Source organism: Mycobacterium pinniadriaticum (assembly GCF_026242045.1).
Lineage (GTDB): Bacteria > Actinomycetota > Actinomycetes > Mycobacteriales > Mycobacteriaceae > Mycobacterium > Mycobacterium pinniadriaticum.
In genome coordinates, this window is the sequence record NZ_JAPJDO010000028.1 from 1 (window position 1) to 25890 (window position 25890).

Annotated in this window: 26 protein-coding genes, 1 tRNA gene and 2 pseudogenes; 14 read left to right on the forward strand and 15 right to left on the reverse strand. The window is 65.3% G+C overall.

Annotated features, from left to right (window positions below):
* The first annotated feature begins 135 nt into the window (after nucleotides 1-135).
* Nucleotides 136-891, forward strand: a complete 756-nt coding sequence (locus tag ORI27_RS24100) for a ubiquitin-activating E1 family protein (protein WP_265999595.1) — start codon at nucleotides 136-138, stop codon at nucleotides 889-891.
* A 247-nt stretch (nucleotides 892-1138) separates the two neighbouring features.
* Here the strand turns inward: ORI27_RS24100 and ORI27_RS24105 are convergent, their stop codons facing one another.
* From ORI27_RS24105 to ORI27_RS24115, 3 genes are all read right to left on the reverse strand, one after another.
* A complete protein-coding gene (locus ORI27_RS24105; RefSeq protein ID WP_265999596.1) occupies nucleotides 1139-1573 on the reverse strand; it encodes a cellulose-binding domain-containing protein in 435 nt (144 codons plus the stop codon).
* 224 nt (nucleotides 1574-1797) lie between these two features.
* Nucleotides 1798-2265 (reverse strand): restriction endonuclease, encoded by a 468-nt coding sequence (locus ORI27_RS24110; protein ID WP_265999597.1) that lies wholly within the window; start codon nucleotides 2263-2265, stop codon nucleotides 1798-1800.
* 187 nt (nucleotides 2266-2452) lie between these two features.
* Nucleotides 2453-2758 (reverse strand): hypothetical protein, encoded by a 306-nt coding sequence (locus ORI27_RS24115; protein ID WP_265999598.1) that lies wholly within the window; start codon nucleotides 2756-2758, stop codon nucleotides 2453-2455.
* Between the two features lie 361 nt (nucleotides 2759-3119).
* Between ORI27_RS24115 and ORI27_RS24120 the strand changes: the two genes are divergently transcribed.
* The 5 genes and pseudogenes from ORI27_RS24120 (at nucleotide 3120) to ORI27_RS24140 (ending at nucleotide 7018) form a co-directional block, all read left to right on the forward strand.
* A complete protein-coding gene (locus tag ORI27_RS24120; protein ID WP_265999599.1) occupies nucleotides 3120-3626 on the forward strand; it encodes a hypothetical protein in 507 nt (168 codons plus the stop codon).
* Between the two features lie 137 nt (nucleotides 3627-3763).
* The gene (locus ORI27_RS24125) at nucleotides 3764-4714 is read left to right on the forward strand and encodes a hypothetical protein (protein WP_265999600.1); all 951 of its coding nucleotides are present in this window, start codon (nucleotides 3764-3766) and stop codon (nucleotides 4712-4714) included.
* A 60-nt stretch (nucleotides 4715-4774) separates the two neighbouring features.
* Nucleotides 4775-5101: pseudogene (locus ORI27_RS24130) on the forward strand (AlbA family DNA-binding domain-containing protein); the annotation flags it as partial.
* Between the two features lie 187 nt (nucleotides 5102-5288).
* A complete protein-coding gene (locus tag ORI27_RS24135; RefSeq protein WP_265999601.1) occupies nucleotides 5289-6131 on the forward strand; it encodes a type IV toxin-antitoxin system AbiEi family antitoxin domain-containing protein in 843 nt (280 codons plus the stop codon).
* On the forward strand, nucleotides 6128-7018 hold the full coding sequence (locus tag ORI27_RS24140; RefSeq protein ID WP_265999602.1) for a nucleotidyl transferase AbiEii/AbiGii toxin family protein: 891 nt from the start codon (nucleotides 6128-6130) through the stop codon (nucleotides 7016-7018). Before ORI27_RS24135 ends, ORI27_RS24140 begins: the two co-directional genes overlap by 4 nt.
* Before the next feature lie 75 nt (nucleotides 7019-7093).
* On the opposite strand, the gene ORI27_RS24145 is transcribed toward ORI27_RS24140, so the two are convergent.
* The 6 genes and pseudogenes from ORI27_RS24145 to ORI27_RS24165 all read right to left on the reverse strand — a co-directional run bounded on the left by ORI27_RS24145 (nucleotide 7094) and on the right by ORI27_RS24165 (nucleotide 12668).
* Nucleotides 7094-7408 (reverse strand): hypothetical protein, encoded by a 315-nt coding sequence (locus tag ORI27_RS24145; protein WP_265999603.1) that lies wholly within the window; start codon nucleotides 7406-7408, stop codon nucleotides 7094-7096.
* 160 nt (nucleotides 7409-7568) lie between these two features.
* The gene (locus ORI27_RS33295; RefSeq protein ID WP_456085466.1) at nucleotides 7569-7838 is read right to left on the reverse strand and encodes a helix-turn-helix domain-containing protein; all 270 of its coding nucleotides are present in this window, start codon (nucleotides 7836-7838) and stop codon (nucleotides 7569-7571) included.
* A pseudogene (locus tag ORI27_RS24150) lies at nucleotides 7818-8837 on the reverse strand (IS110 family RNA-guided transposase); the annotation flags it as partial. The pseudogene ORI27_RS24150 and the gene ORI27_RS33295, both read right to left, overlap by 21 nt.
* An 879-nt stretch (nucleotides 8838-9716) precedes the next feature.
* A complete protein-coding gene (locus ORI27_RS24155; RefSeq protein WP_265999605.1) occupies nucleotides 9717-11141 on the reverse strand; it encodes a recombinase XerD in 1425 nt (474 codons plus the stop codon).
* A gap of 76 nt (nucleotides 11142-11217) precedes the next feature.
* Nucleotides 11218-11568: a helix-turn-helix domain-containing protein gene (locus tag ORI27_RS24160; protein WP_265999606.1), complete on the reverse strand. Its 351-nt coding sequence runs from the start codon at nucleotides 11566-11568 to the stop codon at nucleotides 11218-11220.
* Nucleotides 11565-12668: a tyrosine-type recombinase/integrase gene (locus ORI27_RS24165; RefSeq protein WP_265999607.1), complete on the reverse strand. Its 1104-nt coding sequence runs from the start codon at nucleotides 12666-12668 to the stop codon at nucleotides 11565-11567. The genes ORI27_RS24160 and ORI27_RS24165 overlap by 4 nt, the downstream gene beginning before the upstream one ends.
* Before the next feature lie 1509 nt (nucleotides 12669-14177).
* Here ORI27_RS24165 and ORI27_RS24170 point away from each other — a divergent pair.
* The 3 genes from ORI27_RS24170 to ORI27_RS33205 all read left to right on the forward strand — a co-directional run bounded on the left by ORI27_RS24170 (nucleotide 14178) and on the right by ORI27_RS33205 (nucleotide 16076).
* Nucleotides 14178-14423, forward strand: a complete 246-nt coding sequence (locus tag ORI27_RS24170; protein ID WP_265999608.1) for a helix-turn-helix domain-containing protein — start codon at nucleotides 14178-14180, stop codon at nucleotides 14421-14423.
* Between the two features lie 41 nt (nucleotides 14424-14464).
* On the forward strand, nucleotides 14465-15667 hold the full coding sequence (locus ORI27_RS24175; RefSeq protein WP_265999660.1) for a tyrosine-type recombinase/integrase: 1203 nt from the start codon (nucleotides 14465-14467) through the stop codon (nucleotides 15665-15667).
* Nucleotides 15668-15947: 280 nt separating this feature from the next.
* On the forward strand, nucleotides 15948-16076 hold the full coding sequence (locus ORI27_RS33205; RefSeq protein ID WP_407666418.1) for a zinc-ribbon domain-containing protein: 129 nt from the start codon (nucleotides 15948-15950) through the stop codon (nucleotides 16074-16076).
* 113 nt (nucleotides 16077-16189) lie between these two features.
* On the opposite strand, the gene ORI27_RS24180 is transcribed toward ORI27_RS33205, so the two are convergent.
* Nucleotides 16190-16272: transfer RNA gene (locus tag ORI27_RS24180), tRNA-Tyr, on the reverse strand.
* A 102-nt stretch (nucleotides 16273-16374) separates the two neighbouring features.
* On the opposite strand from ORI27_RS24180, the gene ORI27_RS24185 reads away from it, so the two are divergent.
* Together ORI27_RS24185 and ORI27_RS24190 are read left to right on the forward strand one after the other, a co-directional pair.
* A complete protein-coding gene (locus tag ORI27_RS24185; RefSeq protein WP_265999609.1) occupies nucleotides 16375-16866 on the forward strand; it encodes a YajQ family cyclic di-GMP-binding protein in 492 nt (163 codons plus the stop codon).
* Between the two features lie 77 nt (nucleotides 16867-16943).
* Nucleotides 16944-18458 carry a flavin-containing monooxygenase gene (locus ORI27_RS24190; RefSeq protein ID WP_265999610.1) on the forward strand — a complete coding sequence of 505 codons (1515 nt, stop codon included), beginning with the start codon at nucleotides 16944-16946 and terminating at the stop codon, nucleotides 18456-18458.
* 123 nt (nucleotides 18459-18581) lie between these two features.
* Here ORI27_RS24190 and cynS read toward each other — a convergent pair whose 3' ends face one another.
* A complete protein-coding gene (cynS, locus tag ORI27_RS24195; protein ID WP_456085465.1) occupies nucleotides 18582-19034 on the reverse strand; it encodes a cyanase in 453 nt (150 codons plus the stop codon).
* Nucleotides 19035-19151: 117 nt separating this feature from the next.
* Here cynS and ORI27_RS24200 point away from each other — a divergent pair, with 117 nt between their 5' ends.
* Nucleotides 19152-20177 (forward strand): NAD(P)H-dependent glycerol-3-phosphate dehydrogenase, encoded by a 1026-nt coding sequence (locus tag ORI27_RS24200; RefSeq protein ID WP_265999611.1) that lies wholly within the window; start codon nucleotides 19152-19154, stop codon nucleotides 20175-20177.
* A gap of 85 nt (nucleotides 20178-20262) precedes the next feature.
* Here ORI27_RS24200 and ORI27_RS24205 read toward each other — a convergent pair whose 3' ends face one another.
* The gene (locus ORI27_RS24205) at nucleotides 20263-20814 is read right to left on the reverse strand and encodes a hypothetical protein (protein ID WP_265999612.1); all 552 of its coding nucleotides are present in this window, start codon (nucleotides 20812-20814) and stop codon (nucleotides 20263-20265) included.
* 194 nt (nucleotides 20815-21008) lie between these two features.
* Between ORI27_RS24205 and ORI27_RS24210 the strand changes: the two genes are divergently transcribed.
* Nucleotides 21009-22007, forward strand: a complete 999-nt coding sequence (locus ORI27_RS24210; RefSeq protein ID WP_265999613.1) for a hypothetical protein — start codon at nucleotides 21009-21011, stop codon at nucleotides 22005-22007.
* A 13-nt stretch (nucleotides 22008-22020) separates the two neighbouring features.
* On the opposite strand, the gene htpX is transcribed toward ORI27_RS24210, so the two are convergent.
* Nucleotides 22021-22887 carry a zinc metalloprotease HtpX gene (htpX, locus tag ORI27_RS24215; RefSeq protein WP_265999614.1) on the reverse strand — a complete coding sequence of 289 codons (867 nt, stop codon included), beginning with the start codon at nucleotides 22885-22887 and terminating at the stop codon, nucleotides 22021-22023.
* Nucleotides 22888-22965: 78 nt separating this feature from the next.
* Nucleotides 22966-23973 carry a nonaprenyl/(2E,6E)-farnesyl/geranylgeranyl diphosphat synthase gene (grcC1, locus tag ORI27_RS24220; RefSeq protein ID WP_265999615.1) on the reverse strand — a complete coding sequence of 336 codons (1008 nt, stop codon included), beginning with the start codon at nucleotides 23971-23973 and terminating at the stop codon, nucleotides 22966-22968.
* Nucleotides 23974-23993: 20 nt separating this feature from the next.
* Between grcC1 and menJ the strand changes: the two genes are divergently transcribed.
* Nucleotides 23994-25313 carry a menaquinone reductase gene (menJ, locus tag ORI27_RS24225; RefSeq protein WP_265999616.1) on the forward strand — a complete coding sequence of 440 codons (1320 nt, stop codon included), beginning with the start codon at nucleotides 23994-23996 and terminating at the stop codon, nucleotides 25311-25313.
* A gap of 7 nt (nucleotides 25314-25320) precedes the next feature.
* Here menJ and ORI27_RS24230 read toward each other — a convergent pair whose 3' ends face one another.
* Nucleotides 25321-25890 (reverse strand): hypothetical protein, encoded by a 570-nt coding sequence (locus ORI27_RS24230; protein ID WP_265999617.1) that lies wholly within the window; start codon nucleotides 25888-25890, stop codon nucleotides 25321-25323.

Here is a 25890-nt window from a genome sequence, read left to right on the forward strand (position 1 = left end):
CGCCGGCACAGCTCCGCCGACGGGTTATCGCCCGTCAACTACGAGATCAGGGAATCCAAGACCAAGCCGCAAGCGGCATAAGGAACCCTCCACGATCTCGGGGGAACCCCAACCGGACCCATCGACGCGGGCGACGTGACGGTGATCGGCGCCGGCGCCGTTGCGCACGCAGTCGGCTGGTGGGCTCAGGAGTTCGGACACCACGGCACCTGGACGACGATCGACGGTGACGACGCCACCATCTCCAACACCAATCGATGCCTGGGAATGACGGCGTCCGACGCCGGCTGGCCCGCCGGATTGCCGGCGTCCCAACCCCGCGCGAAGGCCGTCATCCTGGCGGATCTCCTCAGCGGACCTTCGGTGCCAATGTGGTTCGACCAGTGGATCGCAACCGACCCCGAACGACCCGACTTGCTGCTGCCCTTAGCGAACGAGCGGGGAGTGCGAGCGCACGCCGCCGCTCTCGGTGAGCCGATCCTGCTGCACGCCACCACTTCCGCTTCGTGGACGGCCGAGCTGCACCGCCACGTGCCCAGCGTCGACGATTGCCCGACCTGCCGCCTGCCAGAACGCGCCAAGCCGCAATTCGCGTGCTCAACCGGCCCCGCGAGTCCGGACCCAGGATCCTCTGACGCGGCGCTACCATTCCTCTCTGCGGCTGCTGGCCTGATGTTAATCGTCGCGATGCAGCAACTGACCATTGATGACTCCCTTGTTTCAGGCCGTCACAATCACTTCCGACTATGTTTCGAGCGCGGTGTTCGCCTTCGCCGATCCGTGCACCCCGCCCGGTGCCCGCACACACTGGCGCGCGCGGCACGCAGAGCTATTCAGACGAGCGAACCGCGGCGGTTCGACAGACTGGACAGAGACGCCAACACACGGTGAGCGCGATCCGCCCGATCGAGCGTCTGGGTTCACACGACGAACCCGACTTGGCCGATGCGCTGGGATCGCCTGTCTCCATACGAACCTCGGACGGCTCGCATGTTATTGGTAGTCCGCTCTTCTCGAGCGAGGCGGACACATCTGGACGCAGGCGGCGGCGGATGCCAGAAATCCGACGACTGCCGAACGGGCCAGGAGTGGCGAGATCTACTGTCCCCCTTCGTGCTTCTGCCCCATTGTGCCGACGTCACGCTCCGATGCAGTAGGACTGTCCAGTGAGGACGCAGTTCACCGGAGGTGAGTACGTGCCACTCAGCACACCGCGAAAGCCTCCGGCGGCCGTGCCACCCGGAGGGATGATGCGATTCCAGTTCGCCGGCGTAAGCACGTAGTGCGTGCCATATTGGGTGACGGCACTATTCCAGCTGTGGAAGATGGATTCGCCTGGCGGCAAGTCGAATTCCAGCTTCCAGTCCGTGAGCTGCGCGGCCGTTGGGTTGGTGATGACGAACCGGGCGATGAAGCCCGTCTGCCATGTCGATGTCACCGACAGTTGCGCCGTCGCCACGCCCGCGTAAGCAACCGGCGCGACTGGTAGCCCCAGGGCCACCAGCACCCCTACCGCCGCGATCAGGTGAAGCGCCGCGCGCCAGCGGCTCGCGTAGCTGTTCAGTCGTAGCATGGTCGCCAACACTAGAGCGACCGTGCGGAGATCCTCCCCGGCGGCACGGCCACGCTGCACTACGTTTGCTCAATTGAGACCGTCGCGAAACGAGGACACTCCCCTGGATGACACAACGGTCGAATCCACCACTATCAACCACATCGTCACCCCGGTCGGATTACTTTCCTTGTACTGCAAGGTGATTGATCTGTCACGGAGCCCTCGACACTTTGCGCTGCCCCTCAAGTATTGATCGTGTCGGACAGCAGGAGTTGGGCAGGGCCTTGGTCGTCGGGTGACCATAGTTCGGCGCCCACTCTGGCGAATGACCGGCACAGATTTACCACTTTTGTCTTACCTCCGAACCGAACTGTCGTCTTCTCGATTTCTGTGAGTGACTCGAACGCTTTGTCGGCGAAACCATGGGTGGAGAGAAACAGACCCCCATCGCGATGCTCGCGCGCTACGACGTTCACGAAATTCCGAACGCTGTTCTCGCCGACCCGCTTACCCGAACGCCAGTGCTTGAGTTCGACGATGTAGGTCGTGGTGCCCGCTTCGGTGTGCAGCGTCAGAATGATGTCTTTTCCACCATCCTTGGACGCGCGTGTGAGTTCTGCTTCGAAGCCGAGGCTGTCTAGGACTGCAGCCACCATCCGTTCGAGGTCGCGCCATTCCAGGTGGTCGAGAGCATCCGGGTTGTGGGCCACATCGTGGCCATTTCCTCACTGACGCGGCGTATGAGGGCGGCGATCCGAAGTTCTGGTTCTCCGCCAGCCGAGGCAGCCGAACGGGCTACGGCGAGTAAGTCGTCGGGTGTGAGAAGTTCTACCGCGACGGGATTCTGCCGAGCCCGCTCTCGCGCAGAGGCGGTGAAGCCTGACCGGCCAATGAAGACTATTCGGCCGACGGCAGTTCGCCCCGCGAGCCCGACGATCCGATCATCTCCGTGATATCTAGAGGCCGCCTGTGGTGCTTGTACTCGACGCCAAGCAGTCCTTCTTTCCCGCTGTCGGGGGCGGCGGTGCCGACGTAGTCGAATCCTGACTCGGGCCCAGGCCGCTGTACGACGTCGAACCCTTGTGCCGCCATGATGGGCGTGAGCAGCGGAAGGAGCCGGCGTTCGGCATCGGGGGGTGTCATCGTCGGCAGTTCCTGAACGAACCGCTCGATCTGCCTCACGAGGCCGTGGGGATCTGTCATGGGTCTATTGTTTCGGGCGTCGTCACCATGCCTCACCAGGGATCATCATCACTCCTGATCCGCAACAAACAGCGGATCCTCGAAGCGGTCGTTGACCGTCCGTCTGGTTCGGGGCGCCACCGCGTCCGGTGAGCAGTCGAGTGGCCAGGGTGATTCCTTCGATCGGCTTCAGGTCTGTCAGTGCTGCCCGTCGTACGGTCGCGTTCACCCGCGACGTGGCTGGCTGGATGGAAAGGGACGACACACCAAACCCTCTGGCGCGCTTCACAGCCGATGTGAGGTCGTCTGCAGTGAGTGTGGCTGCTAGCAATTGGGGCTCCAGAAAATCCGCAACACTCCACGGCGAGATAGGGTTCGACCCATGTTCGATCCTTCTGATCCCCCGGAGTGCCTCTGGCTTCCCCGTCCGTACTCCGAAGAGGAGCAAGCGGACGTATCGCGGGCGGTCGAGGCGAGCAGCGTCGAATTCGTCCCGTGGGCCAGTCTTCGACGGCTCGCCGACGGGATGGCAGGTGCTCGGAAGAGTCGGATCCGGTTACTGGCGACGGAGGGTGACCCTGCGGAGGGGCATCCGCGCTTGGCGGGTTGGGCCGCCGCTGTGGGCGCCAAGCATGTCCTCACCGGAGCGATCGTTTCCGCTCCGCCATCAGAGATCGAGAAGACCCTCGACAAGCTCAGGATGTACGGGAACAACGGCTGGGCGGACGTTAAGACTAACGTGGGCACAATGACGCGTACATATGGCCAGAAACTGGCCGACGCCGGGTGCGGCCCAGACTGGGTTGTCGGCTACTTCATCGGCCAAGGCCTCCTCTGGGACAGCGCGGCGCGGCTACGCGAATTCCTCGGCAAGAACGTGACCCGGTAAACCCACAGAGCGCCTCACAGCGTCACCGCATCCAGATGCGGTAGGCCACGCGGACCGCGTCTGCAGTCGACAGCGATGGATTGCACCGCCGCTACACACGATCGGCTCCTGCACGCCCGCTGTGTACGTTCCAGCACATGACTTCCAAGGCGAATATCCGCAGGCGCGGCGTGCCCGCCGCCCCATACGTGAACCTGTCGGAGATCATTCTCCGGTTCACCGACGCGGTGGACACACTGCTCGCCGTTGACTTCGAGTTTCCTTTCTCGATCGGCAGCGAGGGCCTGCGCGATTGCGCAGCCGATGAACTACACCGCGGCACGCTGACCACACAGGCTGTAACCCGAATGGCGACGATGCAGCTCTACGCGGTCGCCGCGCAGTGCGATCTCCATCGCGGGATGGCCGCAGCTCTAAGGGCGGACGGAGTCTTCTTTTCGCCGTACCCGTTGGCCCGGACATGTGTCGTGACGGCCGCGAAGGCGTGGTTGATCATCAGCGCGCCCACTCGAGAGGATCGCCTGCAGCGCTACTTGAACGAAGAGCTAGTGGCCCTTTACGGAGCTCCCTGGGAATTCACCGATCCGGATTCGACCCCTGACATTGCCGCGAAAACGGACGACCTTGCCGCGGTCGGGGCGACGGCGGGCCTGCGGCTCTTACCGAAGAAAAAGACGGCGCGCAATTCGCGGGCGCCTCACCTTGTCCGAGCCGACCAGGAAGACGGGGCAAGGCCGCCGTCAGAATCCCGCATCGTGCGCGATGTGTTCGAGTCGTCCGGTCTGGGAGCAGATCAGGTCGACAAGCCGTACACATTGTTGTCGGCGGCAACCCACGGGCGGTTTATTCAATCTGGTGTGTCCGAGTCCATCCCGGCCGGGCGGTCCAGGTTCGACGTGCCGACACGAGGTCTGTCCTCGTCGCCTGGGACGACGGCTAAGGTCACGGTGCTGGCCGCGATCGCGACGCGGACCCATCTCCGGGCGTTGGCGCGGTATACGAATGTGCCGCAGGAGCAGGTACAGGACAGACTGGGAGCCCCGTTCAGGGAGTGGTGTGCGGCCGGCGGAGTTGAGCCGCCGGCCTAACTCGCGCAGAGGGCGACATGGCCCGCCGGAATCGTCGGTCCCTCCCTTTACCTTTGTGCGATGGCCTTCACCCCGCTGCACCGAATTCTGGGGCGGCAACCCAGCTCGCTGACTGATGAGATCCTTTCCGCGGCAGTCGAAGCGGGCGCTGCCGACACCGACGACCTCGACTGGAAGAGGGAGCTTCCGCCCGCGAAGGGACTCCCCTACAACGATTTCCCCAAAGACGTTGCTGCAATGGCGAACAGCGGCGGCGGGATGATTGTGTACGGAGTTGAAGAACTGCAGAAGACCGCAACCGGGCGCCTCGATACGGGCGATCTCACCGAGGTGCATGAGCGGACACTCCACAGCGCCGCTATCACCGCGATCGCACCACAAATGCCGATAACTGCCGACTCTGTCAGGCGCGGCGAGGCTGGCGGCGACGACAGTCTGAGACCCGCCCCCAATCTATGGGGCACGATCAACCGTCTGTCGCGACCAGACACACACCACCACTCGCCCTCGGCGGTTTTGCACAATACTGACATCGGTGAACTCAATACATGGCGCTACTGTGTAGTATTGTGCTGTGGCGGCATCGGAACGGTACCTTCAGCTGGCGGATGTTGCCGCTGGCCAGTGGGGCCTGGTCACGACCGCTCAGGCCCGTCACGTCGGGCTTACCCATCAACAGCTGACTCGGATGGCCCATAGTGGCATCCTGCACCGCCTCCACCACGGGGTCTACCGCCTCGCCGGCGTGCCCCCGGACCCCTTCACCGAGCTCAAAGTGAGCTGGCTCACCCTCGACCCCGAGGCCACCGCCGCAGATCGTCTCGGCCGCTCTGACCCGGTCGGGGTCGTGTCGCATCGTTCGGCGGCGCGCTTGCATCAGCTCGGCGATCTCGACGCCGACCTCAACGAATTCACCTTGTCCGCCGGGAAACGCACGCGCGACCCTGACACCCGTCTCTACAAACGGGCCCTTGAGCAGTCGGACTGGCAGGTGATTGGCGGGCTCCCAACCACCACTGTTGGCGTCACGCTGGCTGATCTGGCCGCGGCCGCCACCGACGGAGGCCACCTCGGCGGGGTGGTCCGAGACGCAATCCTGCACGCCAAGATCACCTACCTCAACGCTGCGGCCGCGCTGCGGCCCTACGCCCATCAATACGGCGCCCCACTTGGCGACGGTCGCACCCTGGTCAAGACACTGCTCGCTCAGACTGGACTGTCCAAAACCATTGCTGCCGCAGCACAATTCGACGACATCGAGGACACCTGGCTGACAGATCAGCTCAATACGGCGGCAACGCGGTACCTGGGCGGCACCGCTTTCCGCCGAGCCGCCGACCAGCTCGTCGTCGACCACGAACTGATGGGTGCGACCGATCTCTACGGCCTGCGACGCCCGCCACCGGACACCGCATGACGCCGCGATACGCGACACCGGCAGCGTTTCACGCCGCCGTCGAAACACGACTCAGGGCCGCGGCCAAAGCCTCGGGCCGCCCCGTCAACGAGCTGCGCCGTCATTACCTGACCCAGCGCTTTCTGGCCCGCGTCTACGCCGCAACGAACCCCAAGTGGGTGCTCTTGGGCGGCTCAGCACTGCTGGCCCGCATCCCGGGCGCCCGCCACTCCCGAGACGTCGACTTCGCTTACCCGCACACCCTGGCTACCGTAGCCGCCGAGCTCGCCAAGCTCGTCGGCACCGTCCCGGCGCCCGACCCGTTCGCCTTCGACATAGAAGTCATGCCAGCCCGCGACGAGGACCACCTCTCACTGAAAATCACTGCACGACTGGGCGTTACGACAATCGACACCATCCCTGTCGACATCACGCGCCGCCCCAGGTTCGCCACCCTTGACATCGTGCGGCCCGATCCGGTCATCACTGTCGACGACGTTGACGATCTCCCGGCGTTTCTCACCATCCCACTGGCCCACCAGGTGGCTGACAAGATCTGCGCAATGTATGAAACCCACGGCGCCGCAGCCCTACCGTCCACACGGTTCCGCGACCTGGTCGACCTGGTCATCATCATCGACCAACGCACCGGTACTGAACTTGCCGCGAACACCGTGACAGCAGCGCTCACAACAGAACAGACCCGCCGCCGGATCACCATTCCTGCCGACCTACCAGCACCCGGCCCACAATGGGTGAGCGGCTACAACCGCCTGGCCACACCACTACTCCCCCGTAACCTCAACCGCCTCGATGATGCGCTTACGCTCCTACATGCCTTCGTTGCCCCGATCCTGACAGCCACCGCCACCGGGAGCTGGGATCCAGCCTCCCGGCACTGGGGATGACGCCGCCCGGGCCCGGACAGCCACCCACACCGAACTTCCGCCTCTGGGATCCCGTGGGGACACTCCCCACTGGGGTCATTGTCGAGTGCCGCGGTGGACGGTGTAGCGCGCCCAGTCTGTGAACTCACGCATGATGACGCGCTGGCCATCGGGGCGAGTGCACGTCACCTGGAGACGGTCACCGGCCACACTGGCATGCACGGTGACACCGGTTGGCAGGTACCGCGTGGCCGACAGCACTACGGTGCTGTCGTCGAACAGCTCGATCTCGACGCTGGCGGCGCCGACGATCTGGCATTCCTGGTAGTAGTTGGCCGACATCTCTTCCAGCGCCTCGGGCGACGGAGCGTCGAAGACAAAGATGTGTCGGATACCTGAGTCGGTCTTCACAGATGATTCCTCTTGTCGTGGCCGCATCGACCGTGATGCGGCTGAAGCTCACCGTAAAAAATCGGTATGCAATCGCTGGATCCCGAGCACAACTGGGGAGGGCGAGCCTTGCCGTGGAGGCGTAAACATGGGAGTCCTGTTGCGGTAGCTCAGGTGGTAGTCAGCCGGCTGTCGCAGCGGCCAGCGCCCGTTTGATCGTGGAGACTGAGACACCCAGCTGGGTGGCGATGGAGACCGGCTTTTCGCCGTAGCTGCGCATCCGACAGGCCAGCACTGCCTGGTAGGAGTCCAGCGCCCGCGGCCGTCCGGCACAGGCACGCTCGGGGGGCGCCTGTGTGGCCGAGGCGAGGTCGGCCAGCGGCAGCATCATCACCCGCGGCAAGGTCGGAAAATGCCGGCCGCGGCCGCTGTTGCGGCTGTCGGCCTTCATCCGCGTGTAGACCACCCGCGAGAGGCGCCGCTTGAGGGAGCGCAGCGCCCCTTGGCGGCTGTCGCCCTCGTCGATCCGCCGCTGGAAATAATCGCGGCCCGGGCCGGGGTGGGTGATCTGGACCATGGCGATGCGGTGCAGCGCAACATTGAGTTGACGGTTGCCGTGCCGGATGGGCCGCAGCAGGCGGGCGGTATCCCCCGACCAATGCGGGATGGGCGCCACCCCGGTGTGTCGGGCGAAGGCGGCCTCGCTCTTGAACCGGTCGATCCCGGCGACCTCGGCCACGATTTTGGCGGCCGTCAGATTCCCGCAGCCCTGGATGCCCAGCAGCGCGGGCGCCGCCTCACGGACTCGCCCGGCGATGCGGCCCTCCAGCGCCTGCGCGGCATCGATGAACCCGACGATCTCATGGAATTCGTCGCGGGCGAGTTCGGCGAGCAGCCCGTGTTGGGTGGCTAGCCAGGCTCCCAGCTCCTCGCGGGGCTTTTTGCTTTCCCAGTTGCGAGGCTCCGCCCAGGCCGGGTCGAGCTGGTGGATGCGCTCGAGCATGCGGCTGATGAGGGCGACGCGGTGCTGCACGAGGTCCTCGCGGCGGTCCACGAGCAGCCGAAGTTCCATCGAGCACGCGTCGTGGCAGGCCACCGGAAGATCGGGTTCGCGCAGCACCGCCCGCGCCGCCGCGAGGGCGTCGATAGGGCCGGACTTGCCTAGCTCGCGTGAGGAGGCGCGCGAGCGACTCATCAGATGAGGGGGCACCCGAATCACCTTCTGCCCTCCGGCTAGCAGGTCTCGCTCTAGGCGCGCGGTGAGCGTGCGGCAGTCTTCCACCCCCCACACCACGTCGCGGCCGAACCGGGCTCGCGCCCACCGCAGTGCCTCGCCGTGACCCTCGTCGGTGGTCGCGACTGTGAGCTGAGCGAGCTTGCGGCCCAGAGGATTCACCGCTACCAGAGTGTGGCTGCGCTTGTGAGCGTCGACGCCGATGACCGCGTCCACGGCTCACAAACTCCCTGGCGGGCGGCGCCGGATTTGGTAGTGGGCAGGGCTGCCCGGTGTCGGCATGCCTCCATAGGAACCAACCGTGCGGTGGTACGTATCCAAGTTGGCCAGGCACCGGGCATCGCCCACGGGGTCTGTGCGACCCTGCGGCGCCGACACGAATAGAAGCTTGATGTTCACCATCGCCTCACCCGCGTCCGAGCGGCCCGCCGACACCAGATTCATAAGCCAGCCGTGCGGCGGCACCAGGTCAAGAAGTCAGCACCGGGCTCTCCGGACATCACAGGTTTTCCCGGTTTGGCGCCGCTCAAAACGGCAGCAGGAACCCCACAGTGGTGCACGCGCGTCGACGAGGGGCAGGGCAATCCGCTCGACGAGGGTTAACGCTGGATCCTCGAGCTCAGCACCACCGCCCTGGGCTACCCCGACTGCGCCTGCGGTTGTTGGACTGGGGGGCGCAGGCTGCTGGGAGTCACGGGTGGGATTCCGGCCGGTTATCGGTTGCGCTCAGATCGCCATCCGCACCACAGCGTAAATTCCCGCACGCCGGGGCACCTCCCCGCTCGACCTGTAGACGACACGCGAGTACCGGTAAGCCTCCCTATTTGGTCCGGTCGTATTCGAGTCAGTAGTCATCGGTTCGCAGTAACTGTCGGGCGCGGTAGATCGTCCAGGTGGTCAGTGCTTCTGGCCGGACATGCAGCGGGACGATGAGCGCGTGTGCGACAGGGAAGGCAATTTGCTGGACCGGGCTTCGGCGCGACCGGCAGCGTCTGGCGCCGGCTGACGGCTCCGGCGACGGGTCCCAGGGGGGTTGAGTCGGGGCTCAAAACCTTTCACGAATGTCAGCGGTAGAACCGCTCCTCGGAGTGGGGTTCAAGGAGCCGTTGGCGAGGGTTTGGTGACGTACCGGGCCCAGGGCTGGGCTGCGATCTCGGCGTGGAGCTGAGTTGTGGCGTAGCTGTAGCCGAGTAGTTCGGCGACTACGGGCGGCGGTGCCGCGCCGACGAGGCTTTGCAAGGTGGTGTTTCGAGCGCCGAGCAGATCGATGCCCAGCCGTTCGAGTCTTTCCCTGATCACTTGTGGGGCCACGTGCCGGCCGGCGTGGAAACCGGGAAACAGCCACGGGCTGATGGCGATCCCACCGGCGGCCCTGAGATTGGGCCGGCTGCCGGTGTGGTGGATGAGCATGTCGGCGAAGGGCTGCGGGACGGGGATCGGCTCGCGACCCAGTGAGATCTGTACGTCATCGTCGGTGATCGTTACCGCCGACATCGGCAGCCCCGCGATCCTGGTCAGGGGCTGAGCGAACAGCAGCAGGAGGGTTCCGGCGACGCGGTAAGGCAGCGTTTCGGCATCCCCGGCAAGCAGTTCTCGAAGCCACCCCAGACGCTGCAGCTGGGTGAGCGATCGGCTGGGAGGAGCCTGCCGATGAGTGATGTGCACTGACCTGTTCAGCCGAGCTTTCTTCGCCCAGGCCAGCAGGTTTCGGATCTTTGATCGCGTCGTGGGACCCGATGCCAGCCACTCATCGACGTCGAGTTGCAGGCAGGTGGCCAGGGTGCGGTGATGGGTGCTGTGCAGCCACGTCAGAAACTTGATGGCCTCGGTGACTTCTTGTTTGGCGTATCGCACGGGGGCCGCGGAGTCTTGGCCGGGAACCGTTGTCTGACGTAGCCGTCGAAGGTGATGCCAGGTGGCGAACTGTTCGACGGGTCCACGCACCGCCGGCTCGGTTAGGACCTCGAGCTTGACCGAAAGCCATCGCTCGAACCGGGCCAGCGGTTCATCACGCGCGGCCAGCACACCGGCGTGTTCGAGCATGCTGCGCAGATGGTTGACCGCTTCGTCGGAACCGGCTTCGTCGAGGCCCACGTGGGTCAAGGGGATCTCCCCGTTGGCCAGACCGGTCAGCAGCCCTCGTACTCGGGGCGAGCGTTTCCAGCTCAGGATGCTTTCGGGCCGCTGCACCCGGCACAACGCCTCCACGATCGGGGCCATGGCGTCTTGGTGTGGAGCGCCGTCGATCATCAACGCGGTCAGGTCCTGGCGAAGGGAGCAGCGGGCACAGGTTCCGCGCCGGTAGAAGGCGCCGTCGGTTCCGCAGCCTCGACAGATGAAATCGCCAGGAATCTTTGCGCACGACAAGCAGATCGGCCGCCTGTCGGCGTCGTCGGCGAGTCCGGGAAGGATGCCATCGTGGCCGCACTGGGGGCAGATACCGCGGGTGTGCATCGCTGCGTAGAAGCAGCTGTAGCACAGTTGTTCGCCGGGCCAGGAGGCTCTGCGCTGGTTGGCCATTCGTTGACATCGGCTGCAGCGGAACTCACCGTCAGTGACGAGCGGGCGGCCCCGTTTGGTCGAGCGCCTGTTGGGGCTAATCGTCATCGTCGATCACCCTGGCTCGCCGAGGTCGCACCGCCTTGTTGAGTTCGACGACGTTGGGTTTGGCTGCGGCCTGCGGGCCCGAGGACGCTTTGCGTCGACGGACGTCGCTGGCGGTCACGGTCACCAGGTCCTCCACCCCGCAGCCCAAGATGTCGCACAGTGCTGCCATCATCTGCAGGGAAATCCGTTCGGGGCGTTGATGAACCACGCGATAAACCTGCGGTCGTGACAGTTGAATCCCCCGCTCCAACAGCAGCGGGATGAGCTGCGTGCTGGTGTGCATCCCGCGGGCGGCCATGAGCTCGGCCAGCCTCCAGGTGTAGTCGACTTGGCGTTTCATGAACTCTCCGGGCTGGACGACAGTGCGTTCGCGATGGCGCCATCCAAGGCCCGCCGCAATGTGCTCACCCGGTAATCACTGGACACGCAGGTGTAGAGCGACGTCGTGCTGGCATGGTCGTGGCCCATCTGGTCCTGGACGAACTTGGCGTCCCAGCCGTCTTCTATGAGGTGGGTGGCATACGAGCGGCGCAGCGAGTGCAGATCCAAACCTTCTGGCAACTCAAGATCGCGACAGTAGCGACGGAACCGGCGCAACAGGGTGTTCTCGGCAACCAACGTGCCTCGTTCGCTGGGGAACAGATCCAGCCCAGAGCCCATGCACGCCTGCCCGTGAGCGAGCCAGTCGGTGATCACCTCCGGAGTCCAGCTGAACACCGTGAGGACGCCGCGGCGTTTGGGCGGGGATCCCTTCTTGGCCTTGCCGTAGCGCACCTGAACGACGCCATGGCGACCGAACTCGCCGGCATGGGCATTGCGGGAGAAATCCACCGTTTGCAGATGGCGCAGCTCGTTGAAGCGTAGCCCGTAGGCGTAGGCCACCTTGAACATCGTCGCGTCGCGGTAGGCCGGCAGCCAACCCTTCCGTGACGAGGCCGCGATCACCGCGACTCGGTCGTCGGCGTGGTCGAAGAAGTCTTGCAACTCGTGCTTGGTGAAGGCCCGCTTCGTCGGGGACTGTTCGTTGTCTTGGACGTGGGTGGCGGTGTTCCATTCGAAGAACACCTGAGCGGGGTGGGTGCCGAACCGCTGTTCGCAGACCCGATCCCACCCGTAGTCGGGGTCGCTGACATAGGAGCAGAACATCCGCAGCGCGTTCTGGTAACCCCGTGCCGTCGACTGCTTTCGCCGCTTCACCGAGCGCAGATCGCTGAAGAACTCCTCCACCATGGTCGGCGTCCAGGTCCACGGGAATTCGTTGGTGTGATCGATGAAGCGCTCCACGAGGCGGGCCCGGCCCGCAACCGTGTCAGCATCCAAGTTGCGGCACAGTTGCTGGTTGCGCCACCCCTCGAGGATCTCGTTGACCGTCTGGGCCTCCGGATGGAGCACCGGAACCGAGCCGATGACGTACACGCGACCGCTGAGATCGACGGGCAAGACGGGCCTCCAGACGGTCTCACTCAATGAATCATTGAATCATCCTCTGAATCATTACCACATCGACGCAGGTAAGCGTGCCACCTCTACGCCACTCAATTCGGCGTGTCGGCCCCATCCCACAGACGGGCACTCCCCCATCTACAACAAATCATCCTAAAACTGCAGTCCAACAATGGCTTTGACGATCACGCCACAGCGCAGCCAATCGACACCGGGCTTAAACCCATGATTCATCTGATGAAAATGGAGGAGTTTTTCGTGGATAACCACTGATATCCATCGGGGGCGATTCGTTGGCGTCGCGTCCGGAAGGCGTTGCAAAAGCACAGCCCGGGTTGTCGCCTCGCCGTCAGGCCGGACCCCGCCACCGAGCAGCTCTAGAACGGATGGCACACGCTGATCTGTGGTCGGTGCTCGGTCGGTGGATCCGCGACACGCCGTGGTTTCGAGTGGTGCCGAATGACGCTAAATCGCCAGTTCAAAACACCTTTCGGGACCGCGACGAGGAGGGCTTGCAGGCTCTCCTAAAACCGTCGGGAATTACGTGACGGACAACCCCTCAACCTGGGGAAATTACGTGACCGCTGACACATGGCGGCCCGGAGTGCTCGCTCCATTGACCGAACTGGAACTGGAACTTGGTCGCGAACGCCCCACCGCAGCGTGGGACGCTCGACGAGCGCGTGAGCAATCCATTGGTCGCGTGACGGCTCTCGACGACTCCAAGACGGGCGGCAGCCAGACGTCTCGCTGCTGGGGACGAGGGAGCTCTCCCCGGGGCACCCGCACCAAGGGCGCCAACCCATCGTTTATTCATCGCTAATGACGAAAATCATTGGGAAATAGCGAGAAACTACTAGATAGCTCGCTGTGTGAAGTTCCTGGCAGCAGGGCGCGGACGGAAGGCTACCTTTGCAAAAGCCTCATCAGAGGAGCTAGATGACGGCCCCGGCGAGGAAGCTGTAGCTGCTTGGCCGCCTACCTGCAGCTCCCTCCAGTTGTCGTTTATTCGCCCAAAATGGTCGGGAATCGCCAGGAATCGACCGGCCTTGCCGAGAACAACGAGGCGCTGAGTTCGCCTGCCGCTCAAGCGAGTAAGACACGTAACAGGATCTGCCGAGACGTCTCGATTGCCAATCCCTAGATAGTAGGGACGCCGGCGCCCTGATTCGTTACCGCCGCAACGCACGTGGGAGACATGACCGAACGCAAGGACCTAATGCATGCCCTTTGACATACATGGCCTTTGACGAGGGCGGCGTCGTCTCGCCCGGAACCCGCGCGAGAGGACGATACAAACCTCCACATGTTCAACACTGCCGGACGAAAATGGTTGATTTCAGACCCATTTGATGAATCTGTCGTCGAATCACGTTGCACGTGTAGACGGTTCGAATCGATCAGTCCTACCGTGGCCAACATGGAACAACCTGCGACGGAGCATCGCGCTGCGGGCGGCCGCGTCGGTTGATCCGTTCAGGTACACATCGCAACAAAGGAAACACTATGTCAGACAACGATGACAGGGTCCTGGACCTGTTGGGCGACAGTCCAATAGTCGATGTGACGCAGGCCGGAGCAGGCCAGCTCTTGACGATCTCGGAGGCCGCCGCAGCGCTGCGGATCAGTCGGTCGTCCGTTTATCGACTCTTCGACGCCCGTGAACTGTGCTGGGTGCGCATCTGCGGCAGCCGGCGAGTCAGCGCGGTGGAGATCAACCGGTTCATCGCCGCACACACAGAGGTCGCCTAGTGACTCCCCACGCTACTCTGTCGCGCTAGCCGGTGGTGACGATGGTTGAGCGCCGCCAATTACCTCCTCAGATCAAACGCGTACAACTGGCCCGGCGTGCCGGCGGGCGGCCAGTTGTGCGCTACCAGTTGACCGTTGACGTCGGCGCGGTGGACGGGAAACGTAAGCAATTCCGCAAGCGCTACGCCACTGAAGCTGAAGCCCGAAAGGAACTGGCGGAGGTACAGGGCAGCGTCGCGAAGGGCATCTTCGTGCATCCGTCGAACCGCACGGTCGAGCAGGCGTGTGAAGACTGGCTGGCCGCTAAGCGCGCATACGGGCGCGAACTGTCAACACTTCACGGCTACCGGGAGAAACTCACCGTGGTAGTCACCCAGCTTGGCGGCATCGAGCTACAGAAGCTGACGAAGCGCGATATCGATGACCTGGTAGCCGCGCTACGCGCAGGCGGCCTGAAATCACCGACCGGCAAGACCCGCAAGCCGTGGACACCGCGCTCGGTCAACTACCTACTGGGGCTGCTCACCGCGGTGATCGAGGGCGAGACAAAGCAGGGGCACGTGGTGCGGAATGTGGCCGCATTGGTAGATCGGATCCCGTCTGACCCGAAGAAGGCGGACACACTCACCGCAGCCGAGGTCCAGCAGATACTCGACCATATCAAGGATGACCGGTACGAGGTGGCGTGGCAGTTGGCATTGTGCGGTCTGCGGCGCGGCGAAATTGCCGGGTTGCGATGGGACAACATCGACCTCGAATCCAAGACGCTGAAGGTCGCACCAACCCGCTTGCGCTTCGGGAAGCAAATCGTCGTCAAGGGTGACCCGAAGTCGCAAGCGGGGCAGCGCACGTTGCCCCTGCCCGATCACCTGTTCGCGGCCTTCAAGTCCGCCCGCGCCGTCCAGGCCGCCGATCGCCTGATGTTGGGCGAGGCGTACCACACCAACGGATATGTCGTCGTCGACAATGCCGGCCGGGAGCTGAGCCCGCACGCGCTCACGTCGCGGTGGGAACGCATGCTCAAGGCTGCCGGCGTCCGACATGTGCGGCTACACGACGCGCGGCACACCTGCGGCACGTTGATGCACCTGAGTAACGTCCCAATAGCGGTAATTTCGGCGTGGCTCGGACACGCGTCCAAATCGTTCACGATGCAGACCTACGTAAACCCCAAACCGGAGGCCCTGTCGGTCGCCGCACAAAGCCTCTCGAACGTTGCGAGTTCCCGCGACCAGCCGGTCTGATTGCCGAACCCCGCTACCCGTCACGCGCCTGTCGTCGACCACGACGTGACCATTGTGAGCGCACAGAAAGCATGGGTGGCGCTGCCCCGGTAGGCGGGCAACAGCTGGAGGGCAGTGATCGGAAGCCGGGCCATAGGGGAACGGATGTCCAGCCTGCGGACCCAAGTCCAGTCTGGGTGCATGGAGCACGCCGAAGCCCGGCCACTCCTCTGGAAGAGTGACACCCAAATATCGCCGCCGAATACCATCTTTCGCGCAACGGCGCGCTCACACCGAGGCTGTGTCGTACGCCAGCGGAAAGCGGGTGTGGTGGCTGTGCCCAAGCTGCGACCTCGAGTGGCAGGGCGTCACATATCCAAGAGAACCGGCCGCGGCACCCTGGTGTCCCAATCGCTGCCATCGGCAGTGAAGCCCGAACCGTTGAGCACAGCGGCGCAGAGTTTCGCGCCAGTTGTGACAATCCGTGACAATTTGGGCGTACTCGAACACATCAGGCCCCCTCGAAAGGGGGCCTGACCAGTGTGGCAGGTACAAGATTCGAACTTGTGTAGGCTTTCGCCGACGGATTTACAGTCCGCTCCCATTGGCCGCTCGGGCAACCTGCCTGGGTGCGCCGCACCGGGGATCCGGTTTGGTGCGAGTAGCAGAGTACAACGAGGATGTACCCCAGATACAAACCGGCCGATCAACCGAAGGGAGCGAGTCCAATGGCGGATTCATCGTTCGACATCGTGAGCAAGGTCGACCGCCAGGAGGTCGACAACGCGCTGAACCAGGCGGCCAAGGAATTGAGCACCCGGTTCGACTTCCGCGGCACCGACACCACCATCGCCTGGAAGGGCGAGGAGGCCATCGAGATCGTCAGCTCCACCGAGGAGCGGGTTAAGGCCGCCGTCGACGTCTTCAAGGAGAAACTGGTGCGCCGCGACATCTCCATGAAGGCCTTCGACGCCGGAGATCCGCAGGCCAGCGGCAAAACCTACCGGGTCACCGGCGGCCTGAAGCAGGGCATCGATCAGGAGCACGCCAAGAAGATCAACAAGCTCATCCGCGACGAGGGCCCCAAGGGCGTCAAGACCCAGGTCCAGGGCGAGGAGATCCGGGTCAGCTCCAAGAAGCGCGACGACCTGCAGGCCGTCATCGCCCTCCTCAAGGGCGCCGACCTGGACGTGGCCCTACAGTTCGTGAACTATCGGTAGACCAAAGCCCCTCGCCCGACCAACCGGTCAGTGCCTAATGTGGTGACTATCACCACACACGCCAAGCGAGGACCGCGATGACCGCTACCCCGGAGATCCAGCCCATACCCGCAGAACAGGACGGCGGGTCCTACGACGTGGTGATCGTCGGAGCCGGGATCTCCGGGATCGGTGCGGCCTACCGCATCGCCGAGCGCAACCCCGGCGTCCGGTACGTCATCCTCGAACGCCGCGAACGAATCGGCGGCACCTGGGACCTGTTCCGCTATCCCGGGGTGCGCTCGGACTCCAGCATCTTCAGCCTGTCCTGGCCGTGGGAGCCGTGGACCCGCAAGGAGGGTGTCGCCGACGGCGACCACATCCGCGAGTACATGGAAGACACCGCCAAAAAACACGGCATCCTCCCCCACATCCACTTCCACACCCACGTGACCTCTGCCGACTGGGATTCGGCCACCGACACCTGGACCGTGCACACCACCGAGAACGGGACGCCCAAGGTCTACCGCGGCCGCTTCGTGTTCTTCGGGTCCGGTTACTACAACTACGACGAGGGCTACACCCCCGACTTCCCCGGCCTGGAGACGTTCACCGGCACGAAAGTGCATCCGCAGTTCTGGCCCGAAGACCTCGACTACACCGGCAAGAAGATGGTCGTCATCGGCAGCGGGGCCACCGCCATCTCGCTGATCCCCGCGCTGGCGCAGAAGGCATCCAAGGTGACCATGCTGCAGCGCTCACCGACCTATCTGCTCGCCGGATCACGGGTCAACCCGCTCATCGAAGCCGTGCGGAAGGTGTTCCCCCGCAAGTTCTCCCACGCGTTCGCCCGCTATTTCGCGGTCGCGTTCGAAAGCGTCGTCTGGTTCCTGGCCCGCACCGCACCCGGCCTGGCCAGAAAGATCATCCGAGCCCAGAACGCCAGCCGCCTGCCCGCCGGCTATCCGGTCGACGTGCACTTCAAGCCGCGCTACAACGTCTGGGACCAGCGGCTGTGCCTGGTGGCCGACGGCGACATGTTCGACGCGATCAAGGACGGCCGCGCCGAGGTGGTCACCGACCACATCGACCACGTCGACGCGACCGGCATCATGCTGAAATCGGGCCAGCACGTCGACGCCGACATCATCGTCACCGCCACCGGCCTGCAGCTGCAGGCCCTCGGCGGCGTTCGAATCACCCTGGACGGCAACGAGATCAAGCCGCAGGACCGGTTCTCCTACAAGGCGCACATGCTCGAGGACGTCCCCAACCTGATCTGGTGCATCGGCTACACCAACGCCTCCTGGACCCTGCGCGCAGACATCACCGCACGCGCGGCGGCCGAGCTCATCGACTACATGAACACCCGCGGCTACACCCACGCCTTCCCGCACCCGGGCGGTGAACCGATCGCCGAGAAGCTCGCCTGGGACATCCAGGCCGGCTACGTGCTGCGCAACCTGCACGCGCTGCCAAAGTCGGGCACCAAGCGGCCGTGGGTGGTGCGGCAGAACTACCTCGCCGACGCCATCGACTACCACTTCGTTGACAAGGTCGACGAAGACATGACCTTCGGCCGGGTCGCCAGTCCTGTGCCGGCGGCGGGATAACCGGTCGTCGGGACCACGATGGGTCGTTGTCCGAGCCTGTCGTTATTGCGACGACTACTACTCGCGACAACTACAGCTTGGCGGAAGTCGCGGACCTGGCTGTGAAGCCCTGACGAAGACTGGCTAGTCCGCGGCGGTCCAGTCGTACGGCAGGAACTTGCCGTCGAACGACACGACCACCCGGTCACCGCCAGGGTGCGGCTTCTTCTCCAGCGCGACGCTGAAGTTGATCGCGCTCATGATCCCGTCACCGAACTGCTCGTGGATCAATTCCTTGATCGCCCCGCCGTACACCTGCAGCGCCTCGTAGAACCGGTAGATCGTGGGATCGGTCGGCACCGCGCTCGGTAGTCCGCCGCGCATCGGCACCGCCGCCAGCACCGGTACCGCCGCCTCGTCCAGTCCCAGCAGGTCGACGAGCACCGACGCCTGCTCGGGCGGAATCGGATGCTGGCCCAGCAGCGCGGACGTGGTCCACATGACGGGACGGTCGATCGCGTCGGCCAGCTCCTGCCATGTCAGGCCCTTGGCCAGGCGAGCGACGACGATCTGTTCGGTCAGTTCTTCTCGCGTCATGGCACCAAGCATGCACCGCGGCTGTTGCCACGGCATGGCGGCCGACATCACGACGCGGGGAGCATCATTGCGCGAACTCCCCATGAACAACCGGGTATTCGCCATACCCTGAACTCCATGACACCTGATCGCCGCGAACCCAAAGTCGTCGTACTCGGTGGCGGGTCCTGGGGCACCACCGTCGCGTCCATCTGCGCCCGTCGCGGCCCGACGCTGCAGTGGGTGCGTTCGGAGGAGACCGCCAAGGACATCAACGAGAACCACCGTAATTCCCGCTACCTGGGCGACGATGTCGAACTCTCGGAGACCCTGCGCGCGACGACCGATTTCACCGAGGCCGCCAACTGCGCCGACGTCGTCGTCATGGGCGTACCGTCGCACGGTTTCCGCGGCGTGCTCGCCGAGCTGAGTCGAGAACTGCGGCCCTGGGTGCCGGTCGTCAGCCTGGTCAAGGGCCTTGAGCAGGGCACCAATATGCGGATGAGCCAGATCGTCGACGAGGTCCTGCCCGGCCACCCGGCCGGCATCCTGGCCGGACCCAATATCGCCCGCGAGGTCGCCGACGGCTATGCGGCCGCGGCCGTGCTGGCCATGCCCGACCAGCATCTGGCCGCCAACCTCGCAAAGATGTTCCGCACCAAGCGGTTCCGCGTCTACACCACCGACGATGTGATCGGCGTCGAGATGGCCGGCGCGCTGAAGAACGTCTACGCCATCGCGGTCGGCATGGGCTATTCGCTGGGCATCGGGGAGAACACCCGGGCCATGGTGATGGCCCGGGCCGTGCGCGAGATGTCCAAACTCGGCGAAGCCGTCGGCGGCCAACGCGACACCTTCTCCGGCCTGGCCGGCATGGGCGACCTGATCGTCACCTGCACCTCCAAGCGCAGCCGCAATCGGCACGTCGGCGAGGAGCTCGGCTCCGGCAAGACCGTCGAGGAAATCATCGCCTCGATGAACCAGGTCGCCGAGGGTGTCAAGGCCGCCAGCGTGATCATGGAGTTCGCCGAGAAGTACGGATTGAACATGCCGATCGCCCGGGAAGTCGACGCCGTGGTCAATCACGGCGCCAACGTCGAGCAGGCCTACCGCGGCCTGATGGCCGAGAAGCCCGGCCACGAAGTCAACGACTCACACTTCTAGTCGAAGCGCATCCATTCAGAACGCAGCGCGACTATCCGGGCCTGGATCGCGCTCAGAGTTCTGAATGGATGAGCGGCGCCGAAACTCAGCCCGGGAACGACGGGAACAACGGGTTGGAGTTGTTCGGGCGATCCAGCATCGGGCTGGGGCCTGAGGTGAACGTGGCCGTCGGTCCGACGACGAAGCCGACCTGGTCGTGGCTGTTCACGCAGGCGACCACACCGCCGCCGTCGACGCCGCAGCTGATGTCGCGGTAGCTCAGCCGGGTGTTCGGCGGCAACGGCTTGACCTCACCCGCGGCGGCGAAAACCGGCGCGCCCGTGCTCGAGAAGCCGGGCTCGCCGACCGGGCCACCGCTGACCAGGTTCGCGCCGTTGGGCGCGCCGGGCAGTGGGCCGCTGCAGCCGTAGCTGCCGTTCGTCTTGTCCAGAATGCAGGTCACACCGGGCGGGCCGGCGAAGGCATACCAGTTGCCGCTCATCGCGGTGTAGTCGACCGGACTCACCGGGGTGTAGGCGTTGACGTTGGGAAGGACCGGGGCCGGTGCGGGCTCGGGATCGGCCGAAGCCACACCCGGCACACCGATCGCCGCCGCCCCCGCGGCGCTCACAAGGCCGATCAGGATTCTGCTCAGCATCACCACACCCTACGTAAGCGCCACTCATGGCGCAGTTTGCACATCCACCCCATCCTTCGACCGGGTGACCCCGATTCGTTACCGAACCCAGCGACTCCGACCGGCATTTTTCCCTACATTGTCGACCGCCGCGGGCCTACACTTGGAACGATTCCGGCTCGATCTGGAGAGTCCGTTCGCGTGTTGGGGAACACATGAGGAGCGCGCTGCGCGGGGGCGCAGCGGCGGTAAGCCTCGCCCTGGCGACCATGCTCCTGGCTTCGACCCAACCGCAGGCCCTGACCACCCCTGACGTCGACCTGGCCGCACTGATCATCCACGGCACCGCCACCAACCCGACCGGTGACGCCATGGTCGACATCTTCGACGGCGAATTCAGGCATCCCGCTGACGGCGGTTTCCTGTACGCCAACTACCTCGGCGGACCGATCGGCCTGTACGGCGCCATGCAGGGCAACGCCGAGGAAGAGGTGCTCACCATCGGCGACGGTCCCGGCGACGCCGCCACGCTCGCCGAACTACTGGACTCAACCGACCAGTCGGGCAACGTCTTTCACATCAACTATGAATTCGACGCTCGCGCCGAAACGCAAGTACTGAACGTCTTCGCCGACCCGGACGCGCTCACCGCCCACGACTCCAAGCCGTCCGTGGACCGCTCCGGTGGGGTGGATTGCACCGGCACCACCACCTGCCGCACCGATCCCCGCACCCGGATCACCACCCTCACCTACCCCGACGGCGTCGTCGCGGTCGTCGAACGCATCGACGACATCACCGTGGTCACCTACCGGATGCTCGGCGCCGCCGTGCTCGGTCACCTGGACACCACGCGCAGCGAGGCACCGGCATCGGCGCCGGCGCCCGTGCCACAACCCACCCCGGCCCCATCGGCCGCGGAGCCCCCGGCCCCGACACCCGCGGACCCGCCGCTCGCGCCAGCGGCCGCCAGCGCGGGGCCCCGACTGAACGTGGTGCGCCCCGCACCAGACTTCACCCCGGGACGCTCGGCGGCACCGACCAGTTCGTCGGGTCCCCAGCCGAGCCTGTCCGACAAGGCCGACACGCTGGTCAACGACGTGCTGACGCGGGTCTCGGACACCGTGAACAACACCTTGAACAAGATGTTCAACCGCGGCGCGGCCGGCTCCGGGACGGGCAAGGTGGCGACCCCGACGCCAGCCGGCGAATAGCAGCCAAGCCCGTTTAGCGCCCGGCCATCCGTTCCAGCCGGGCGATGCGGTCCGGGATCGGCGGATGGGTGGAGAACAGCTTGCCGATCTTCTCGCCGGCGCGGAACGGGCTGGCGATCATCAGATGAGCCTGGTCGGCCAGTTGCGGCTCGGGCGGCAGCGGGGCTCTTTCCACGCCGCCGCTGATCTTGCGCAGCGCCGAGGCCAGCGCCAGCGGATCACCGGAGAGCTCGGCCCCGGACTCGTCAGCCTGGTACTCCCGCGAGCGAGACACCGCCAACCGGATCAGTGTCGCGGCGATCGGCCCGAGCAGTGAAACCAGAAGCAGTGCAAAGGGATTCGCACCACCTTCGCGATTGCCGCCGCCGAACATCCCGGCGAACATCGCGAGGTTGGCCAGCGCGGTGATCACCGAGGCGAGCGCACCGGCCACACACGAGATGAGGATGTCGCGGTTGTAGACGTGCGACAGTTCGTGGCCGAGCACCGCGCGCAGCTCACGCTCGCTGAGCAGGTCGAGGATCCCGGTCGTGACGCACACCGCGGCGTTACGCGGGTTGCGGCCGGTGGCGAACGCGTTCGGGTTGGCGGTGTCGCTGATGTAGAGGCGCGGCATCGGCTGGTGTGCGGTGGTGGCCAGCTCGCGCACGATGGCGTAGATCTGCGGCGCCTGCAACTCGGTGATCGGTTGGGCGTGCATGGCGCGCAACGCCAGCTTGTCGGAGTTGAAGTACACGTAGACGTTCATGCCGATGGCGAAGATCAGGGCCAGGAACATGACGTTGCGGCCGAACAGCGAACCGATGAAGACGATCAGCGCCGACATCCCGACGAGCAGCGTGAACGTCTTGAACGTGTTGGCGGTCGGATGCCAGGTCATCGAATTCCTCCTACGAGCAAACGCTCTCTCACCGGAGATTAACGCCTCGGACCGACGGTCGGGTTCCGCGAATCGCCGTCAGCCGTGCCGGTTGATCGTGTAATCCATCAGCGAGGCCAGCGCGCGACGGCCCGGGACGTCGGGCAGTCCGGCCAGCTCCGCGGCGGCCTGGTCGGCGTAGCGCTGCACGGTGGCCTTGGCCTTGGTGATGCCGTCACCGGCCCGCAGCAGAGCCAACGCCTCGGCCAAGACGTCGTCGTCTTCGACCGGGCCCTTCAGCAGCTCCCGCAACCGGTCGGCGTCGGCTCCGGTTTCGCTCAACGCGTACAGCACCGGAAGGGTGTGCACACCTTCGCGCAGGTCGGTGCCGGGTAGCTTGCCCGACTCGTCGGGATCGCTGTCGATGTCGATGATGTCGTCGGAGATCTGGAACGCCGTGCCGACGATGCCGCCCAGCCTGCTCAACCGCTCGACGTGGTCCTCGGTGGCCCCGGCGAACGTGGCACCGAATCGGCCCGACGCCGCGATCAGGCAGGCGGTCTTCTCGTAGACCACCTTCAGGTAGTGCTCGACCGGATCGACGCCCCCGGTGTTGCCCTTGGTCTCACGCATCTGCCCGGTCACCAGCTGGGCGAAGGTTTCGGCGATGATGCGCACCGCATCCGGACCCAGCCGGCTGACCAGCCGCGACGCCGTCGCGAACAGATAGTCGCCGGCCAGGATCGCGATGTTGTTGCTCCAGCGAGCGTTGGCACTGGGAGCCCCGCGGCGCATCTGCGCCTCGTCCATCACGTCGTCGTGGTACAGCGTGGCCAGGTGCACCAGCTCGATCACCGCACCCGCCACGGTGACCTGCCAGGTGTCCGGGTCGGGACCGATCTGCGCCGAGAGCACGGTGAACAACGGCCGGAACCGCTTGCCGCCGGCTTCGAAGAGATGCACGACGGCCTCGGTCATCAGCTCGTCGCCGCCGCGGAGTTCGGTGCTCATGAGCTCTTCGACGCGGCCCACCCCGGCGCGCACGCTCTCGGCGAACACCGGGTCGCCGAAGTCCACCCCTGCTACCACCGTCGCCGGAGTTCTCACCCTGCCAACATACTGGGGGCATGGAAGACCGGTGGGATGAGGTCCGGCGGGCAGGAGCGGAGCGACCCGGGGATGAGGTCCGGCGGGCAGGAGCGGAGCGACCCGGGGATGTCGTCGTCGTCGGGGCCGGACCCGCTGGCTCGGCGGCGGCCGCCTGGGCCGCCCGTCACGGGCACGACGTGCTGGTCATCGACACTGCCGAGTTCCCCCGCGACAAGCCCTGCGGCGACGGGCTGACCCCCCGCGCGGTTCTGGAGCTGCAGCGGCTGGGGCTCGGCGACTGGCTCGACGGCCACATCCGCCATCACGGATTGCGGCTGTCCGGGTTCGGCGCCGACGTCGAGGTCCCCTGGCCCGGCCCGTCCTTCCCGTCGTGCGGTTCGGCGGTTCCCCGAACCGAACTGGACGATCGGATCCGCAAGGTCGCCGAGGACGCCGGAGCGTCGATGCTGCTCGGCATGAAAGCCGTTGACGTGTCAGTCGATTCCCGCGGCAGGGTGGACGCGGTGGTACTTGCCGACGGATCCCGGGTGTCGTGCCGGTGGGTGGTCGTGGCCGACGGCGCGCGGTCTCCGTTCGGTCGCATACTGGGCCGCCAGTGGCACCAGGAGACGGTGTACGGGGTGGCGGCGCGGGGGTATCTGGCCTCCCCGCGGTCGTCGGAGCCGTGGATCTCCTCAGACCTGGAACTGCGTTCGCCCGCCGGCGGTGCCGGCAATCGAGCCGGAGCCGGGCAGGTGCTGCCCGGCTACGGCTGGATCTTCCCGCTCGGCAACGGCGAGGTGAACATCGGTGTGGGCGCGCTGGCCACCGCGAAACGGCCCGCCGATGTGGCGTTGCGGCCGCTGATCAAGCACTACACCGACCTCAAGCGGGCTTCCTGGGGTTTCGAGGGTGCGCCGCGCGAAGTGTCCTCGGCCCTGCTGCCGATGGGCGGGGCGGTCTCGGGTGTGGCCGGGCCGAACTGGGTGCTCGTCGGCGACGCCGCGGCGTGCGTCAACCCGCTCAACGGCGAGGGCATCGACTACGGGCTGGAGACCGGGCGGCTGGCCGCCGAGATGCTGGGCTCCGGCGATCTGACGCTGGCGTGGCCGGCCCTGCTGCAGGAGCACTACGGGCGCGGCTTCTCGGTGGCCCGGCGGCTGGGGTTGCTGCTGACGCTGCCGCGGTTCCTGCCGTTGACCGGGCCGATCGCGATGCGGTCGTCGCGCCTGATGGAGGTCGCCGTGCGGGTGATGGGCAACCTGGTGACCGACGACGACGCCGACCTGGTGGCGCGGGTATGGCGAACCGCGGGGATGGGATCGCGAATTCTGGACCGGCGCAAGCCCTTCCGCTGACCGCCGACTACAGCCGTTCGACAACCAGCTGCGCGAAGGCGTGGTTGGTCGAGACCGACCCGTCCGGCATGGTCGCCCTGGGGTCGTAGACCTGTAGGTATATCCCGGAAACGTTGCGGCCGTTCTGGTGAGCCAGGTAGTACCGGGTGGTCTTGGGGACCTCGACGATGCCGTCGAGGACACTCGGCTGCGAATCCAGTGGGTCCTGCATGGAGCCCAGGATCGCGAACTTGTTCTCGTCCGCATTCCACAGATACGCATAACCGGGAGCCGAGAACGCCGCGGCCCGCTGCTCGGGCGTCAGCTCGTAGCCGAAGGTCGTCAGCGACCAGCCGTCGACCCGGTAGGTGCCCGGCTCGAGGGTGAGATAACCGTCCGTCTTGTCGTAGCGGATCAGGTCGTGGGCGTTGACCGATGCCTCGTCGAACACCCGGACGTTGGCGCCGGGCTTCATCGGCACATTGGTCAGCCCCAGCTCGGTGAAACTGGCCCAGGCCGGCGATGGCGCCTCGCGGCCCGCGCAGCCGGACCCGGCCAGCACGACCGCGACAACGGCGGCGAACAGTCGGATTCTCAT